Genomic DNA, 14,284 nt, shown 5'->3' with positions numbered 1-14,284 from the left:
ATCAGTCCTCCTTCAGAGGAATTTGAGCTGCTTCGCCGGCTTGCCTGCGGCCTCCGGGACGAACTGCAAAGGCAACAGATCCGATGAAGAAAAGAGCCATGGCAAGTAGGCCCCAGCTGTCGGCAAACTCCCGCATGAAATTGTACGTCATGGCCATTGTCCTCAGCGGTAGCCGGCGGTCTCATCGTAGTTCTTGAAATCGACCAGCGTGCCCAGCATCTGGAGATAAGAAACCAGCGCGTCCATTTCGGTGACTTGCTGCGGGTTGCGGTCGAAGTCGCCGATCTTGGCCTTGGGGTAGCGGGCCTCGAGGCCGGATGTGTCGGCGTTGGGATCAGCCTGCGCCATCAAATCGGCATTGGCGTTGGCGATCATGTCGTCGGAGTAGGGGACGCCGACGCGCCTGTTGGCGACCAGATGCGTCGAGAAGTCCTTCACCGCGATCGGCTTGTCCTTCAGGAAGGCATAGCTCGGCATGATCGATTCCGGCACCACGGACCGTGGATCTGTCAGGTGATCCACGTGCCACAGGTTGGAATAGCGGTCGCCAACGCGGGCGAGATCCGGTCCGGTGCGCTTCGATCCCCACTGGAAGGGGTGGTCGTATATCGACTCGGCCGCCAGGCTGTAGTGGCCGTAGCGCTCGACCTCGTCACGGAACGGGCGGATCATCTGGCTGTGGCAGAGGTAGCAGCCCTCGCGGACATAGATGTTTCGACCAGCAAGTTCGAGCGGCGAGTAAGGCCGCATGCCTTCCACCTTCTCGATCGTATTATCGAGATAGAAGAGCGGTGCGATCTCGACGATACCGCCGATTGTCACGACCAGCAGCGACCCGAGGAGGAGAAGTGTAGCGTTCTTCTCGATGACCGCGTGTCTGTTCATCAACCTCATTTTCTGTCTCATCATCGCGCAAGCTGGAGGGCGGGGGTGGAGCGCGGCATCGGATCCTGCTCGCGCCGGTAGCCGAGGATGGTCATGGCGATGTTCCAGGCCATGATCAGGGTGCCGGAGAGGTACATGGCCCCACCGATGGCACGCATGATGTAGTAAGGATGCATGGCTGCCACGGTTTCGGCGAAGGAGTAGACCAGGAAGCCCTGTTCGTCGTATTCGCGCCACATCAGGCCCTGCATGATGCCGGACACCCACATCACCGCGGCGTAGACGACGATGCCGAGCGTCGCCAGCCAGAAATGCCAGGTGACGAGCCTGAGCGAATAGAGGCGTTCACGGTTCCAGAGTCTCGGCACCATGAAGTAGATTGCGCCAAACGAGATCATGCCGACCCAGCCGAGCGCACCGGAGTGAACGTGGCCAATGGTCCAGTCGGTATAGTGCGACAGAGAATTGACCGTCTTGATCGACATCATCGGGCCCTCGAAGGTGGACATGCCGTAGAAGGCGATGGCCATCACCATCATGCGGATGATCGGGTCAGTGCGCAGCTTGTCCCAGGCGCCCGACAGCGTCATCAGGCCGTTGATCATGCCGCCCCATGACGGCATCCACAGCATGATCGAGAACACCATGCCAAGCGTCTGCGCCCAGTCGGGCAAGGCCGTGTAGTGCAGATGATGGGGCCCGGCCCAGATGTAGAGAAAGATGATTGCCCAGAAATGGACGATCGACAGACGGTAGGAATAGACCGGCCGGTTGGCCTGCTTGGGCACGAAATAGTACATCATGCCGAGGAAGCCGGCTGTGAGGAAGAAACCGACGGCGTTGTGGCCGTACCACCATTGCGTCAGGGCGTCCTGGACTCCGGAAAATGCAGAATAGCTCTTGGAGCCGAGAAAGGAGGCCGGCATCGACAGGTTGTTGATCACATGCAGCATCGCGATGGTCACGATGAAGGAAAGGTAGAACCAGTTGGCGACGTAGATGTGCGGTTCCTTGCGCTTCAGGATGGTGCCCAGAAACAGGATCAGGTAGCCGACCCAGACGATGGTCAGCCAGATGTCGACATACCATTCGGGTTCCGCATATTCGCGGCTCTCGGTGATGCCGAGCAGATAACCGGTCGCGGCCATGACGATGAAGAGCTGGTAGCCCCAGAACACGAACCAGGCGAGATCGCCACCGAACAGCCGAGCGCGGCAGGTGCGTTGGACGACATAGAGAGACGTGCAAAGCAACGCGTTGCCGCCGAAGGCGAAGACGACGCCCGAGGTGTGCAGAGGCCGCAAGCGGCCGAAGTTGAACCAGGGCTGGATGTTGAGATCGGGATAGGCAAGCTGCAGCGCGATGACCACCCCGACCAGCATGCCAACCACACCCCAGAACATGGTGGCGATGGCGCCGTAGCGGATTGGACCATCCATGTAGGCGGACGGGTCGATCGGAGCGGCAGGCTTGAACTCAGTGTTACGCAGTAGGATCGCAGTGAAACCAGCCAAGGCGAAGAACAAGACCCACATATGCTGGCGAAAGGGTTCATCCACCCCAGCGCCAGCCGCCACCAAAGCCGCGAATGCGAACAGGCTTAGAAGCACGATTTCTTTGCCGAATTTCATCGCAAGCCCCGATTTCCAATTCCGGCGGATGCCAAACCGCGGTGTCTTATTGCGCAGCCGTCGCCTGCTCGCCCTGATCCATGTCAGAGCCGCACCATTTTGCTCGAGCAGCATCGAGTTCGGTGCGATCAGACTGCGACAATCGAATGTGGAAGCGCACCACCGGCCGCTCGTTTATGGATGGGACCTGGCGTCCCCGGTCGGGCCCCGGGTGCGGAGGCGACCGCGGGCGTGTGGGGGAGCGCACCTTCTGCGACGCTGGAAAGCAGGTCGACGCCTTACCGAACCCCGCGTTCAATGCCTTGGAACAGCCAGCGCCAGCGTTACGCTGCCGTCGTGACATTCGTGGCTTGGGGAGACGGCGATTTTCCCCTGCGGATGAGGCGTATTGACTTCGGCCAAGTGTGGATGCTTCGCCGACGAGCCGAAAGGCAACTGGCGCATACGATCGGATGGAGAACGGGCTGTCGCTACGCGACTTCTTCTGAGCCCAACGCGAGCATGCCCTGCCCCGAATGAAGTAAGTGACGGGGGCCATGCAGCTTCTGCGTCATTCAAACGGCTGTAGCGCCTCGGCCGCCGCAGCGCCGTTCCAGCCGGCTCATGCTGTCCACGGTGACGCGGCGGTTGTTCTCGATCCGAATCACGCCGTCCATTCTCAGGCTGGTCAGCTGACGGCTCACGGTCTCGTTTGTGATTCCAAGGAAATCAGAAATGTCGGCACGCGTCATCGGCAGCTCGAAGCACGTCGAGCTAGCCGTCGGGTCAACATTGGAGTCGATGTTCCGGGCAATCATGAGGAGAAAGCTCGCCACCTTCTCTGGTGCGGTCTTGCGCCCCAGAGTCACCATCCATTCGCGTGCCTCGTCAAGTTCGTTCAGCGCCTGCTTGAGCAGGCGATGCACAAATTCGGGTGACTGCTTCATCATCCGTTCGATGGCCGCTCTGGGAAACGAGCATAGCGAGACAGCTGTTGCCGCTTCCGCATTGATCGCACTTTTCATCTTGAAGGGCCGACCCAGAAAATCCGGGGCGAACTGCAGGCCGACAATCTGTTGGCGTCCATCTGACAGGCTCTTCGTGAGCTTCACCACGCCTGAAAGCACGTTCGAATAACAGTCGATCGCCTCGGCGTCGCCGATCAGTTCGACCCCCGGCTCGATATTGTGCCGCGACGACGTCTTGGCGAGCTGAGCCAAATGGTCTGGCTCTAGCGCGCCACAGACACCGCGGCTCCGTGCCTCGCAAGACAGGCAAAGAACGGGGATGCCGGAACTGTGAATATCCTGCCGTAATGTCATTCGATCGCTCTACCGGTCCGTGCGGGCAGGATAGCATCCACGGTAGAAAAATCCTTGCGGCAGTTTGTCCGTGCTTAAGGTTGATCGAAATCAGGGCTTAGGCTCATCCAAGCATCCACAGTTCGGGCGACGCAAACACGGTGGACCACGACATGCGACAAAAGCTAGTTGCCAGATTTGGCGAGAACGTCCCGCGATACACGAGCTACCCGACCGCGCCGCATTTCAATGCAAGCGTTGACGCTACCGTTTGTCGTGGCTGGCTACAGGGGCTCGACGAGGGCGACGAAATCTCGCTCTATCTGCACATCCCATACTGCGACAAGCTTTGCTGGTTCTGTGCCTGCCATACCAAGCAGACACGCCATTACGAACCGGTGACCACATATCTGCGCTCACTGCATGCCGAGATCGCCACCGTCGCCAGTCTTGTTGGAGGCAAAGGTCGTGTGCGTGCCGTCCATTTCGGCGGTGGTTCGCCGACGATGCTCAAGCCCGAAGATATGGTGGCGCTGGGAACCGCCCTGCGCAACAGCTTCGGCTTTCTTCCCGGCGCCACGATCAGCGTTGAAATCGAACCCAACGATATGGACGATGCCCGCCTCGATGCGCTTGCCGAAATCGGCATGACCCGTGCGAGCCTCGGCGTTCAGGATTTCGATCCGAAGGTGCAAAAGGCGATCAACCGCGAGCAGAGCTTCCTGCAGACCAAGACGGTCGTCGACGGCGTTCGTTCGCGCGGCGTCGGATCCGTCAATCTGGACCTGCTCTACGGTCTGCCGCACCAGACCAGGGAAAGCGTCGCTTCTACGGTCACGCAGGCACTGACCCTGGAACCGGATCGGATCGCACTGTTTGGCTACGCGCATGTACCGTGGTGCAAGAAACATCAGACGATGATCGACGAGGCCTGGTTGCCGGGTCCCGCGGAGCGCTTTGCCCAGTCGCAACTGGCTGCACAGGCGATTGTAGACAATGGATACGAGGCAATCGGGCTCGACCATTTCGCCAAACCAGGCGATGCGCTGGCGATTGCGGCACACACCGGGACTTTGCACCGGAACTTTCAGGGCTACACGGACGATTGCTGCGAAATCTTGATCGGGCTCGGCCCGTCATCCATTAGCCAGTTTCGGCAAGGCTATGCGCAGAACATGCCTTCAACCAGCGAATATAGACGCATGGTTGATGACGGCGGGCTGGCCGCTGTTCGGGGTATCGCACTTTCCAACGACGACCGCGTTCGCGGCTGGATCATCGAACGTTTGATGTGCGACTTCGCCTTCTCGGCCATCGATCTGGTGGAACGCTTCGGCGAGGCCGGCCAGAGGCTCCTCCTTCAGTCAAGTTCCATGGCCCTCCACGATCCGGTTCGATTGCTTGAACTTGATGGCGACAGATTCGTTGTGCCGGCTGAAAGTCGCCCTTTCGTCCGAAGCATCGCGGCCAGGTTCGACAAATATTTCGAAGCTGGAACGGCCAGGCACTCGGCGGCAGTCTGAGCACTCAGAGGAACGGTCATGCCTCTCAGTCGATCATGGACCGCGGTACGTTTGTTGATCGGCGACCGTCTATCGAGACAAGATTCTGAGCGGACCAGACGCGTCTTGGCGCAGCGACGATATCGTCCGCTCGAGCCCTGCCTGTCGGATCATGGTTGTCGGCGACAGCTCCCTTCGACCTGAACCACCCGTTCACCCGAATTCTGCCGGCGCAGTTCCAGTGGAAAGGGCCTGGGCTAGACGGCTCTCTTGTTACCCCAGAGCACAACGTGCAGCTGCGGCAGCACGCGGGCCTCGAACCATCTGTCGCGGGTCACGCTGTCAACCAGCCACTCCATGCGCTTCAATATTCCGTCAAGGTCGACAGGCGCGTCATCATTTGTGGGGTGTGGCGGCGTGTGATTGCCGGGCTGCAGATAGATCGGAAGTTGCGGAAATTGCGCAGCGGCGTCTTTCGCGTAGGTGTAGTCCCTTTCGTCGAAAACAATGAGCTTGAGCACGACTTGGGGCTTGCCTTGTGCCGCCTGGAGGCACGCCTCGACAGCGGCCCAATCTGTCGTCATTCGGCTTGACGGCGGCTTTGGGCTGAGGATCAGCACGTCAAGCTGCGCAAACCAGTCCCTGACAAGCGACCCTTGGGTTTCCAGCGCAAAACGGTAACCGTCACCATGGCCCCGGTCGATGAGCGCGCCGAGCGGCTGGATGGCCGGATTGCCGCCTGATAGCGACACCATCAGCGGGCGGCCACCGGAAAGGGCAAGCACATTTTTCCACACCGCCCCAACGGACATCATCTCCCATTCATGGCGGAATTGATTGTCCACAGCATGGAGGCTGTCGCACCAGGAACAGCGATAGTCACACCCGCCGGTTCTGACGAAGATCGTCGGCAAACCTATGAGCACGCCCTCGCCCTGGATCGTCGGCCCGAAAATCTCGCTAACGCGGATTGCGGGATGAGTATTCGTCATGGCCGGTATTCCGCCCAGGTTTTCGGCGTTTCGCTCACCCGCACGGCCGCGGTTTCGCTCAGGCGTGCCTTGCACCAGTCGTAGAAATGTCTGGCCAGATATTCCGCCGTGACTTGCTCGTGTCCCAGCACGTCGTTGAGATGCCGGTGGTCGAAGCTCTCGTCGATGTAGCGTTTGAATGGCGCCAAGTCGTGGTAGTCGCGCACGAAGCCGTGATCGTCCAGTCCATCCGCTGAAAGCTCCACTTCGACGATGTAGTTATGTCCGTGCAGGCGCGCGCATTGGTGATCGGGTGGCAATGAGGTGAGCTGATGCGAGGCTGAGAAGTGGAATTCCTTGGTGATGCGGAACATTACGCGGTGGTCCTTCGCAGCGCTCCGAGCCAGAAGTCGGAGTCCTCATACTCGGTTGGGTCCGGGTGCCCAGCGATGTGAAACGCCTCACGCCGCTCGACGCAGGTCCCGCACCTCCCGCAATGACGCTCGGTGCCCTTGTAACAGGACCAGGTCTGCGCAAACGGCGTGCCGTATGTGGCTCCATCCGTAACAATGTCCGCCTTCGTCAGGTTCACATAGGGTGCATAAAGGCGAATCTGCGCGTAGCCGTCGAGCGCGTGGTCCTGCATCATCTGGAAAGCGTCGATGAAGGCCGGACGGCAATCGGGATAGACAACGTGATCCCCACCATGCACGGCCGTCGCCACTGCGTCAGCGTCTTGCGCTGCGGCGAGGCCGAAGGCAATGGCCAACATGATGGCGTTCCGGTTGGGCACCACCGTTATCTTCATCGTGTCTTCGGCATAGTGCCCGTCGGGCACGTCCACATTGTCGGTCAGCGCGGAGCCGGAAAGGTCGCCGCCGATCTCGTGGATATCGATGATTCGCTGCGGGACACTCAGGCGCTCCGCGCAAAGGGTGGCGAAGCCCAATTCCTTCCTATGCCGTTGGCCGTAATCGAACGATAGCAGGCCGGTCAGCTGGTGCTCCGCTGCCACCTTGTGGGCAAGAGTAACGGAATCCAATCCGCCGGAGCAGACGACGAGAGTCTTCATCGTTGGGTCCTTGTTTTAACCGGGTAGGCTGCGACCGGAGATTTCTCTGCGCTCCAGTACTTCAGGAAAACCATTTTGTGAAGTGAACGGAGACCAATTCGTGCGCTTGCGTGCGATGCGCAAAAAGCCTTCGCGGTGAGCTGCAAGGACACGGACTGACGAGACGTCACCCTTCAGCGGAATGCTCAAAGTCGAACGCTTCTCGGGGACAAAGTTCTCGACGAGCAGAGCCTGTCGGTCCCGAGCGCCGAGCGACGCCATTGCAACGGTTTCGGAGTACAAAGCCGAGATGGGCTTGCCGCAAACAGCTCACTTACCAGGGATGTTCAGCGATGCCGAAATCCAGATATCGGGGTGGATTATGAGATCAATTGTCGCGACAGCTTTGGCTGGCCTGCTCGTCGCGCTTCGTAGATGCAGCGCATTCCACGTCAGGATCATTTTGATGAGCACGCCCTCAATGGATAACCGGCGAACCCTGAATAACCGGTCGTGAGCCGACATCTGTGAACAAGCGGTGTGGTCGATTGCAATCACCCATGTCTTGCGCACAGGTACCTTATGGCAGTGGATGAACTGAACTTGATGGTTTTACAGATGGCAGTCGAAAGCGTCCGCTCGCTCTCGTTGAGCTTCGCTGAAAAAGCCGCCGAGATAGCCACCAGGAGCCGCGGCAGCCTGCTTTTCAACGTGCGGATCGACGGTGACGCGCAGGTCCAGCGGGTCGCAGCCATCCGATATCACGGCGGCCAATTCGGCGTGCTGGCGTTAGACGGACACGGCCTAGTTACCCACTATTGCATCGTTAACGGTATGTTCTCACATTACATTGCGGCCTTGGAGAGCTGGCACAGGATGCCCCTGTCGATGCAGGCCAAGATGGATGCCAACGGCAATGCCCGTCTCTTCGTAGCGGCGTTGCGGGATGCCGGACATATGCTGGGCACCTAGCATTTGGCCAGAGTGCATCTCTGAATTTGCAAGTGCATCACTGCGATGGCGCCGGCATGATCGTCATGCTCGAAAAGGGCTGCGGCGGCCGCGGCAAAGCGGTCGCCGCGATGATGGTGTCAACGGCGTTGCATCGATGCGAGCGTTTAGAACAGAGGTCTCCTCCTGGCATCGAGCGCATGCAAGGAGCTACGCAAGCGCAAATGTATCAAGTATTTTGAAGGGACGACCCCTCATGCATACTTAGCTGCGATGCTCGGGCGGCATAAGCCTCGTTGCCATCTAGCCGCCTTGATGCACGGCGATAAGCTTTTGACGGCCTGAAGCGACGCTGTGGTCGCCGTTGCGGTGCTTTTCCACGCGCCTCGTCAGGCGCCGGGATTGCTCCGGCGTGATGGCAGGCGGGGGACGAAGCGGATATCGCCACCGTGGGCGCCGACCTCGACCCGCGCGATGATGCGCTCGACGCGGCTCCAACTAGCGGCGCCGTCAATGAGCTCCTTGAACATGCGGACCTTGCCTCTCTTGGCCGACGCTTCCAGGCGTGCTGTCGTGCTGGCCTCCAGATCCGCCACATGCTTGCGCAGGGTCGTGGTGGGCGCGAGGCCAAAGATGAAGTCGACGCGCAGCACCAGTCGATGACCTGGGTTGCAATAATGGCTATCCCCGCGGAGCAGGATTCGAATGTTCGGCCAGTTGATCCGGATCGCCCGCACCAGACGGCGCAGGTGGGGGCGGATCTCAGCCCCACTCGGCCGCTTGGCCGGTCGCAGGATCGCGCTGACGAACCGTCCCGCACCATCGAACACGACGATCGGCTGGAAGCCGTACTCGTATGGTGGGCATTGTACAGGCGAAGCTGTTGGCCTCCGTGCACAGCGTCGAAGGTGTCGTCAATGTCGAGTACGATCCGCTTCGGTACTTGCCGGAACGAGGCGCAATAGAGATCGACCATCGCCCGTCCCATCGCGACCAGCTCCCGCACCCCGGGTAGGTTCTCCAGCCGGCACAGCGTCGATTGCGACGCCAGATCCCGACCCGACGGCAGCGCATCCTGGGCCATCTTGAAGACCGGATCGCGGCGCAGCCGGTTGGCGTCGTTGCCGTCCTCGTAGCCGGCGCCGATCATCTTCATGCGAAAGTCGATCATGTCCGCCAGGCTGTGGACGACCTGGTCCGGGCAGCGCGGATCGTCGATGCAACGCGCCAGACGCTCGGCCACCCGCAACCGCTTTTCCACCTCGGCCAAGGCCAGAACGCCGCTGTTGGACGACAGCATGCCGCCGTCGAAACGGGCGACGACGGACTAGCCGCCGACTGATGACAAACCGCTCAGCGGCAGCGCAAGATCGTTCATGGTGGGTGTGGTCTCCGGGAAATTTCGGATCGGCTTAAGCAACCAAATCCTACGTCATTTCAACGGGCTTGCGCCACATCCACCAACCCCCATGAATGGTTAGGTTGATGCTGCGTGCCGCCGCCGTGAGGCCGCGCTCGCTAAGCAGCGCGTCGAGAACGACGAGAAGATTCAGATCGAGCCCTTTGAAACGCATGTCTTAGCTATCCATAGCGTGGATGAATTTGATTGAAACAAACGATTTTACCAATTTTCCGGAATGTCGCATGGACCTGGCAGGACCTCACGTGCGCCGATCACTGCCTCTATCGCGTGGCGAGTCCCTTGAGAAGAGCCCGAAAGAGGAAATCTGTCGCGTGCGGTGGAGATTGTACTGGGAATGAGAGGCAGCGCTCCAAATCATGTCGAACTCTCCGACGAATGGCGACCGGTACATAGTTGATCGCAACTGGTCCGGAGCTATGAAACATCTCGATTACATATGAGGTGCCGAGTGAATACGCTGACAGCACCCACCGTCGCAGCGTTTAGCTGACGTTTGACGACGGTTCCTATCCATTTACACGCAGATTCTTGATGTGCTGGCGCAAAAGCGGGAGGCCGGCGACTTTTCTTCGTCATCGGGCTGACGCCGCAGAAGCCGGAACTCGTCCGGTTCCTATGGGCATTGGGCTTGGTCGGCGCACAGGCTCTATGAGGGGCAATTTTGGCAACGCGACGCGACTCGGGTTTTGAACGACGCCGAAAACGCAAGCTGGAAAGGAACAAGATGGCAGATCAACTCGCCAACGAAATAATCGCAATGATCAAGAAGCGCGCCGCGTCGGAGGGCGGCATAGCGCCTGCCACGGGCGGCGAAATAACGGCTGCCACGGGACTGACTTCGCTCGGTATCGATTCACTGGGATTGGCGGACGTTCTCTGGGACCTGGAGCAGGCCTACGGCATCGAGATCGAGATGAATACGGCCGAGGCATGGTCGGATCTCCAGAATGTTGGGGGCATGGTGGAAGCCGTGCGCAGCTTGCTCCCTACGGGGGTGTGAATGGACAGGCGCGTCGTGATTACTGGGATTGGCGGGATTTGCGGGCTTGGAACCAACGCCGCCGCCATTTGGACAGAGATGCGAGAAGGCCGCTCCGCCATCGGCCCAATCGTCAACTCCGAGTTCCATGAATTGAGGGTCAGGATCGGTGCCGAGATCAAGGCCCTGCCGGAGCATGACATCGACAGCAAGCAACTCATCTCCATGGACCGCTTCAGCCTGCTCGCTGTGCTTGCGGCGCGCGAAGCCATGCGTCAGGCCGGACTTTCCTCCAAAGACGGAAATAGCTATCGCTTCGGTGCGACGGTGGGCGTTGGCGGCTGCGGGTGGGATGCGATCGAGCAAACCTACCGCGCCATCCTTCTGGGCGGTAAGCGTGCCGCTCTCTTGACTGTACCCAAGGCGATGCCGGGGGCCGCTGCCGGCCAGGTCAGCATGAGTCTCGGCCTGCGCGGGCCGGTCTTCGGCGTCACGTCCGCCTGTTCCTCGGCAAACCATGCGATTGCCTGCGCGGTGGACCAGATCAGGCTCGGCCGGGCCGACGTGATGCTTGCCGGCGGCAGTGAAGCGCCGCTCATATGGGGTGTGCTGAAGGCATGGGAAGCGATCCGCGTGCTTTCGCCCGATACTTGCCGGCCATTCTCGGCCGATCGCCAGGGGCTGTCGCTTGGTGAAGGCGCCGGCATGGCGGTGCTGGAAAGCTACGAGCATGCCCTGGCTCGGGGCGCCACCATCCTTGCCGAAATCGCCGGTGTCGGCCTTTCCGCCGATGCGTCCGGCATCGTCGCGCCGACTGTCGAGGGGCCGGAGGCAGCAATGCGGGCCTGCCTTGCCGATGCCAGGCTGGACGCCGAGGATGTCGACTATCTCAACGCGCACGGCACCGGCACCAAGGCCAACGACCAGATCGAGACGGCGGCGATCAAGCGCGTCTTCGGTCAGCACGCCTTCTCAATGTCCATTTCTTCTACCAAGTCCATGCACGCGCATTGCCTCGGCGCGTCCGGCGCGCTCGAGTTGATCGCCTGCGTGATGGCTATCCGCGAGAGCGTCGTGCCGCCGACTGCCAATTATCGTGAGCTGGACCCCGATTGCGATCTCGACGTCACGCCCAATGTGGCACGCGAGCGCAAGGTGCGCGTGGCACTGAGCAACTCCTTCGCCTTTGGCGGCACGAACGCGGTTCTGGCGTTCAGGCAGGTGTAGAAGCCATGAAAGATGCTTCCGGCAACATTATCTCTCGCACCTAGATGCTTGCCGGATAACCTTGTGAAGGGCGGGTCATTGACCGCCTCGGCGCATGCGGGAAGTGGCAGCGGAAGCTCGAGGATCCGGGGGTATCGTCTTTGCGAAATTCTTAACTGTTGAACCGGCTTGGACGTACCGCCGCCCCGTAAAAGGTAAGCGAGGCCATGCGGGCTCGGCTTGAGGGTCTGAAGCTGTACACGACAATGTCTGGAAGCCGCAGGGTCGGCTCTGCGCCCGTTATAGTCGCCTGAGTGCTGCCGGCCCGGCCGCGCCGCGGGCTCCGTCAACGAACTTCTTGAACCTGCGGACCTTGCCTGTCTTGGCCGACGCTTCGAAGCGCGCGGTCGTGCTGGCCTCCAGATCCGCGACATGCTTGCGCAGGGTCGGGGTGGGCGCGAGGCCAAAGATGAAGTCGACGTCGTTGGCGCGGCACCAGTCGAGGACCTGCGGGTTGCAGTAAGGGCTATCGCCGCGGAGCAGGATTCGAATGTTCGGCCACTTGATCTGGATCGCCCGCACCAGACGGCGCAGGTGGGGGCGGATCTCAGCCCCACTCGGCCGCTTGGCCGGTCGCAGGATCGCGCTGACGAACCGTCCCGCACCATCGAACACGACGATCGGCTGGAAGCCGTACTCGTCATGGTGGGCATTGAACAGGCGAAGCTGTTGGCCTCCGTGCACAGCGTCGAAGGTGTCGTCAATGTCGAGTACGATCCGCTTCGGCACTTGCCGGAACGAGGCGCAATAGAGATCGACCATCGCCCGCCCCATCGCGACCAGCTCCCGCACCCCGGGTAGGTTCTCCAGCCGGCACAGCGTCGATTGCGACGCCAGATCCCGACCCGACGGCAGCGCATCCTGGGCCATCTTGAAGACCGGATCGCGGCGCAGCCGGTTGGCGTCGTTGCCGTCCTCGTAGCCGGCGCCGATCATCTTCATGCGAAAGCCGATCATGTCCGCCAGGCTGTGGACGACCTGGTCCGGGCAGCGCGGATCGTCGATGCAACGCGCCAGACGCTCGGCCACCCGCAACTGCTTTTCCACCTCGGCCTAGGCCAGAACGCCGCTGTGGACGACAGCATGCCGCCGTCGAAACGGGCGACGACGAACTTGCCGCCGACTAAAAACCGCTCAGCGGCAGCGCAAGATCGTTCATGGTAGGTGTGGTCTCCGGGAAATTTCGGATCGGCTTAAGCAACCAAATCCTACGTCATTTCAACGGGCTTGCGCCACATCCACCAACCCCCATGAATTTTTCAGGCTAGCAGAGAGGGTGCTTGCGGTGCACTCACTGACACGAGATCGCAAATGGAGGCGCGTGACCACCAGAACTGGCGACACCCATGGTGGTCCGCTGGACCCGCAGGAGGAACCACAAGGTGTCAGCGGGCAGAGCGCAAGCGAGTGCCTACTTCGATCTTTCTAGAAGCGCGCCGGCAGCCTGGGCGGGGGCTTGGGGGTCAGACTGCCGGCGCACGCCACTCACGAAGAGCGGCCCCTTTTCGTGGTTCGAACGCCCATAGTCAACCGGAAACGTCAGGATGCCCGCCATGTTACTTTCAGAGCGGCGCGACTTCGCCATGGTGGACGATTCAGCCTAGGACTAGCCACTCTCGTAGGCCGAGTTGATGCTCAAGCCAGCATCGCCTCGCCGAACTAGGAAGAGTTCGCCGTTAGTCCTTCGTCGCGAGCCGATGCCGTCGTGCACGTTTCGTAGCACTCCGGGCGGCTATATCGCTTTGTGTTCGGCGAGCTGCGCCAGAAGGCATCGCATCAAATCGAATCAAGCGTCGACATCAGCCGCAAGCTTCACATCACAACAGCTAGTCCACCCATTGCAGATCATCCGACTGTTCAGGCGGCGTCCGAAATGTCCAACTCCGACTCAAGAATTCCCACAGGTATGGAAAGCGATTTCGCTATCCGATCCCGATAGCCCTTGCTGTACCTCAGACCTCGCTCGATGTTTTGGATTTCCTCAGCGGCCAGCCCGCACGCGACCGCCAGGTCGTCGATCGAATATCCAAGGTGCTCGCGATAAGCGCGGACGATGTGGGTTCCCTGGGACATAGCCGTCAAGACTGGTTCGGGAATGCGCGAATCCTTCATAAACATCTCCAAGAACTGGGAGCTCCCTCGGAGATTCCTCCCCGAGGCGCACACTTAGCAAATAAAAAAAATTGGTCGTCCATTCGGCCGAACCGGCCTCATGCATGGGCCGCTGAATTGGCCGGGCCGGAATATGGCGGCTCACCTCCTTCTGATCAAGTATCAAGGCTGCCCGTGCTGAGAGCCTGGTCGGCGTAGCGCATGCGACCTGCGATCCTTCGTGGACCATTCTC

At 60.4% G+C, this 14,284-nt stretch carries 13 protein-coding genes and 3 pseudogenes; 5 read left to right on the top strand and 11 right to left on the bottom strand.

The features are described 5' to 3' along the window. Window position 1: 1 nt before the first annotated feature. The 4 genes from NKK52_RS31420 to NKK52_RS31405 form a co-directional block, all read right to left on the bottom strand. On the bottom strand, window positions 2–151 hold the full coding sequence (locus NKK52_RS31420; RefSeq protein ID WP_023818742.1) for a CcoQ/FixQ family Cbb3-type cytochrome c oxidase assembly chaperone: 150 nt from the start codon (window positions 149–151) through the stop codon (window positions 2–4). Window positions 152–162: 11 nt separating this feature from the next. Then, window positions 163–894 (bottom strand): cytochrome-c oxidase, cbb3-type subunit II, encoded by a 732-nt coding sequence (gene ccoO / locus NKK52_RS31415; protein WP_023818743.1) that lies wholly within the window; start codon window positions 892–894, stop codon window positions 163–165. An 11-nt stretch (window positions 895–905) separates the two neighbouring features. After that, complete coding sequence (gene ccoN / locus NKK52_RS31410) at window positions 906–2,516, bottom strand: cytochrome-c oxidase, cbb3-type subunit I (protein ID WP_031204392.1); 1,611 nt, start codon at window positions 2,514–2,516, stop codon at window positions 906–908. A 554-nt stretch (window positions 2,517–3,070) separates the two neighbouring features. Next, the gene (locus NKK52_RS31405; protein WP_031204393.1) at window positions 3,071–3,817 is read right to left on the bottom strand and encodes a Crp/Fnr family transcriptional regulator; all 747 of its coding nucleotides are present in this window, start codon (window positions 3,815–3,817) and stop codon (window positions 3,071–3,073) included. A gap of 152 nt (window positions 3,818–3,969) precedes the next feature. On the opposite strand from NKK52_RS31405, the gene hemN reads away from it, so the two are divergent. After that, window positions 3,970–5,319 carry an oxygen-independent coproporphyrinogen III oxidase gene (gene hemN, locus NKK52_RS31400; protein ID WP_023685554.1) on the top strand — a complete coding sequence of 450 codons (1,350 nt, stop codon included), beginning with the start codon at window positions 3,970–3,972 and terminating at the stop codon, window positions 5,317–5,319. Between the two features lie 236 nt (window positions 5,320–5,555). Here the strand turns inward: hemN and queE are convergent, their stop codons facing one another. Genes queE through queC form a run of 3 tightly spaced genes read right to left on the bottom strand, consistent with a single transcriptional unit; the run spans window position 5,556 to window position 7,341 of the window. Further along, window positions 5,556–6,290: a 7-carboxy-7-deazaguanine synthase QueE gene (gene queE / locus NKK52_RS31395; protein ID WP_023685555.1), complete on the bottom strand. Its 735-nt coding sequence runs from the start codon at window positions 6,288–6,290 to the stop codon at window positions 5,556–5,558. Next, window positions 6,287–6,643 (bottom strand): 6-carboxytetrahydropterin synthase QueD, encoded by a 357-nt coding sequence (gene queD, locus NKK52_RS31390; protein ID WP_023673552.1) that lies wholly within the window; start codon window positions 6,641–6,643, stop codon window positions 6,287–6,289. Before queD ends, queE begins: the two co-directional genes overlap by 4 nt. Next, window positions 6,643–7,341 (bottom strand): 7-cyano-7-deazaguanine synthase QueC, encoded by a 699-nt coding sequence (gene queC / locus NKK52_RS31385; RefSeq protein WP_023685556.1) that lies wholly within the window; start codon window positions 7,339–7,341, stop codon window positions 6,643–6,645. Before queC ends, queD begins: the two co-directional genes overlap by 1 nt. A 561-nt stretch (window positions 7,342–7,902) precedes the next feature. Here queC and NKK52_RS31380 point away from each other — a divergent pair. Together NKK52_RS31380 and NKK52_RS31375 are read left to right on the top strand one after the other, a co-directional pair. Beyond that, complete coding sequence (locus NKK52_RS31380; RefSeq protein WP_023673549.1) at window positions 7,903–8,292, top strand: hypothetical protein; 390 nt, start codon at window positions 7,903–7,905, stop codon at window positions 8,290–8,292. Between the two features lie 56 nt (window positions 8,293–8,348). Next, window positions 8,349–8,513, top strand: a complete 165-nt coding sequence (locus NKK52_RS31375) for a hypothetical protein (RefSeq protein ID WP_023685557.1) — start codon at window positions 8,349–8,351, stop codon at window positions 8,511–8,513. Window positions 8,514–8,699: 186 nt separating this feature from the next. Here the strand turns inward: NKK52_RS31375 and NKK52_RS31370 are convergent. Together NKK52_RS31370 and NKK52_RS31365 are read right to left on the bottom strand one after the other, a co-directional pair. Further along, window positions 8,700–9,649, bottom strand: a pseudogene (locus NKK52_RS31370) (IS1380 family transposase); the annotation flags it as partial. 97 nt (window positions 9,650–9,746) lie between these two features. After that, window positions 9,747–9,845, bottom strand: a pseudogene (locus tag NKK52_RS31365) (LysR family transcriptional regulator); the annotation flags it as partial. 573 nt (window positions 9,846–10,418) lie between these two features. Here NKK52_RS31365 and NKK52_RS31360 point away from each other — a divergent pair. Together NKK52_RS31360 and NKK52_RS31355 are read left to right on the top strand one after the other, a co-directional pair. Further along, window positions 10,419–10,694: an acyl carrier protein gene (locus NKK52_RS31360; RefSeq protein ID WP_023673543.1), complete on the top strand. Its 276-nt coding sequence runs from the start codon at window positions 10,419–10,421 to the stop codon at window positions 10,692–10,694. Then, window positions 10,695–11,900 carry a beta-ketoacyl-[acyl-carrier-protein] synthase family protein gene (locus NKK52_RS31355; RefSeq protein WP_031194397.1) on the top strand — a complete coding sequence of 402 codons (1,206 nt, stop codon included), beginning with the start codon at window positions 10,695–10,697 and terminating at the stop codon, window positions 11,898–11,900. Between the two features lie 318 nt (window positions 11,901–12,218). Here NKK52_RS31355 and NKK52_RS31350 read toward each other — a convergent pair. Beyond that, window positions 12,219–13,098 (bottom strand): annotated as a pseudogene (locus NKK52_RS31350) (IS1380 family transposase); the annotation flags it as partial. 698 nt (window positions 13,099–13,796) lie between these two features. Further along, window positions 13,797–14,051: a helix-turn-helix domain-containing protein gene (locus NKK52_RS31345; RefSeq protein WP_031197535.1), complete on the bottom strand. Its 255-nt coding sequence runs from the start codon at window positions 14,049–14,051 to the stop codon at window positions 13,797–13,799. Window positions 14,052–14,284 lie beyond the last annotated feature (233 nt).

Source organism: Mesorhizobium sp. C277A (assembly GCF_040324395.1).
GTDB lineage: Bacteria > Pseudomonadota > Alphaproteobacteria > Rhizobiales > Rhizobiaceae > Mesorhizobium.
This window is presented reverse-complemented; position numbering and strand designations above follow the sequence as displayed.

Excerpts from the sequence above, each read along its gene's own strand:
- NKK52_RS31420 (WP_023818742.1), bottom strand. The coding sequence starts at position 151 with ATGACGTACAATTTCATGCGGGAGTTTGCCGACAGCTGGGGCCTACTT.
- ccoO (WP_023818743.1), bottom strand. The coding sequence starts at position 894 with ATGAGGTTGATGAACAGACACGCGGTCATCGAGAAGAACGCTACACTT.
- ccoN (WP_031204392.1), bottom strand. The coding sequence starts at position 2,516 with ATGAAATTCGGCAAAGAAATCGTGCTTCTAAGCCTGTTCGCATTCGCG.
- NKK52_RS31405 (WP_031204393.1), bottom strand. The coding sequence starts at position 3,817 with ATGACATTACGGCAGGATATTCACAGTTCCGGCATCCCCGTTCTTTGC.
- hemN (WP_023685554.1), top strand. The coding sequence starts at position 3,970 with ATGCGACAAAAGCTAGTTGCCAGATTTGGCGAGAACGTCCCGCGATAC.
- queE (WP_023685555.1), bottom strand. The coding sequence starts at position 6,290 with ATGACGAATACTCATCCCGCAATCCGCGTTAGCGAGATTTTCGGGCCG.
- queD (WP_023673552.1), bottom strand. The coding sequence starts at position 6,643 with ATGTTCCGCATCACCAAGGAATTCCACTTCTCAGCCTCGCATCAGCTC.
- queC (WP_023685556.1), bottom strand. The coding sequence starts at position 7,341 with ATGAAGACTCTCGTCGTCTGCTCCGGCGGATTGGATTCCGTTACTCTT.
- NKK52_RS31380 (WP_023673549.1), top strand. The coding sequence starts at position 7,903 with ATGGCAGTGGATGAACTGAACTTGATGGTTTTACAGATGGCAGTCGAA.
- NKK52_RS31375 (WP_023685557.1), top strand. The coding sequence starts at position 8,349 with ATGATCGTCATGCTCGAAAAGGGCTGCGGCGGCCGCGGCAAAGCGGTC.
- NKK52_RS31360 (WP_023673543.1), top strand. The coding sequence starts at position 10,419 with ATGGCAGATCAACTCGCCAACGAAATAATCGCAATGATCAAGAAGCGC.
- NKK52_RS31355 (WP_031194397.1), top strand. The coding sequence starts at position 10,695 with ATGGACAGGCGCGTCGTGATTACTGGGATTGGCGGGATTTGCGGGCTT.
- NKK52_RS31345 (WP_031197535.1), bottom strand. The coding sequence starts at position 14,051 with ATGAAGGATTCGCGCATTCCCGAACCAGTCTTGACGGCTATGTCCCAG.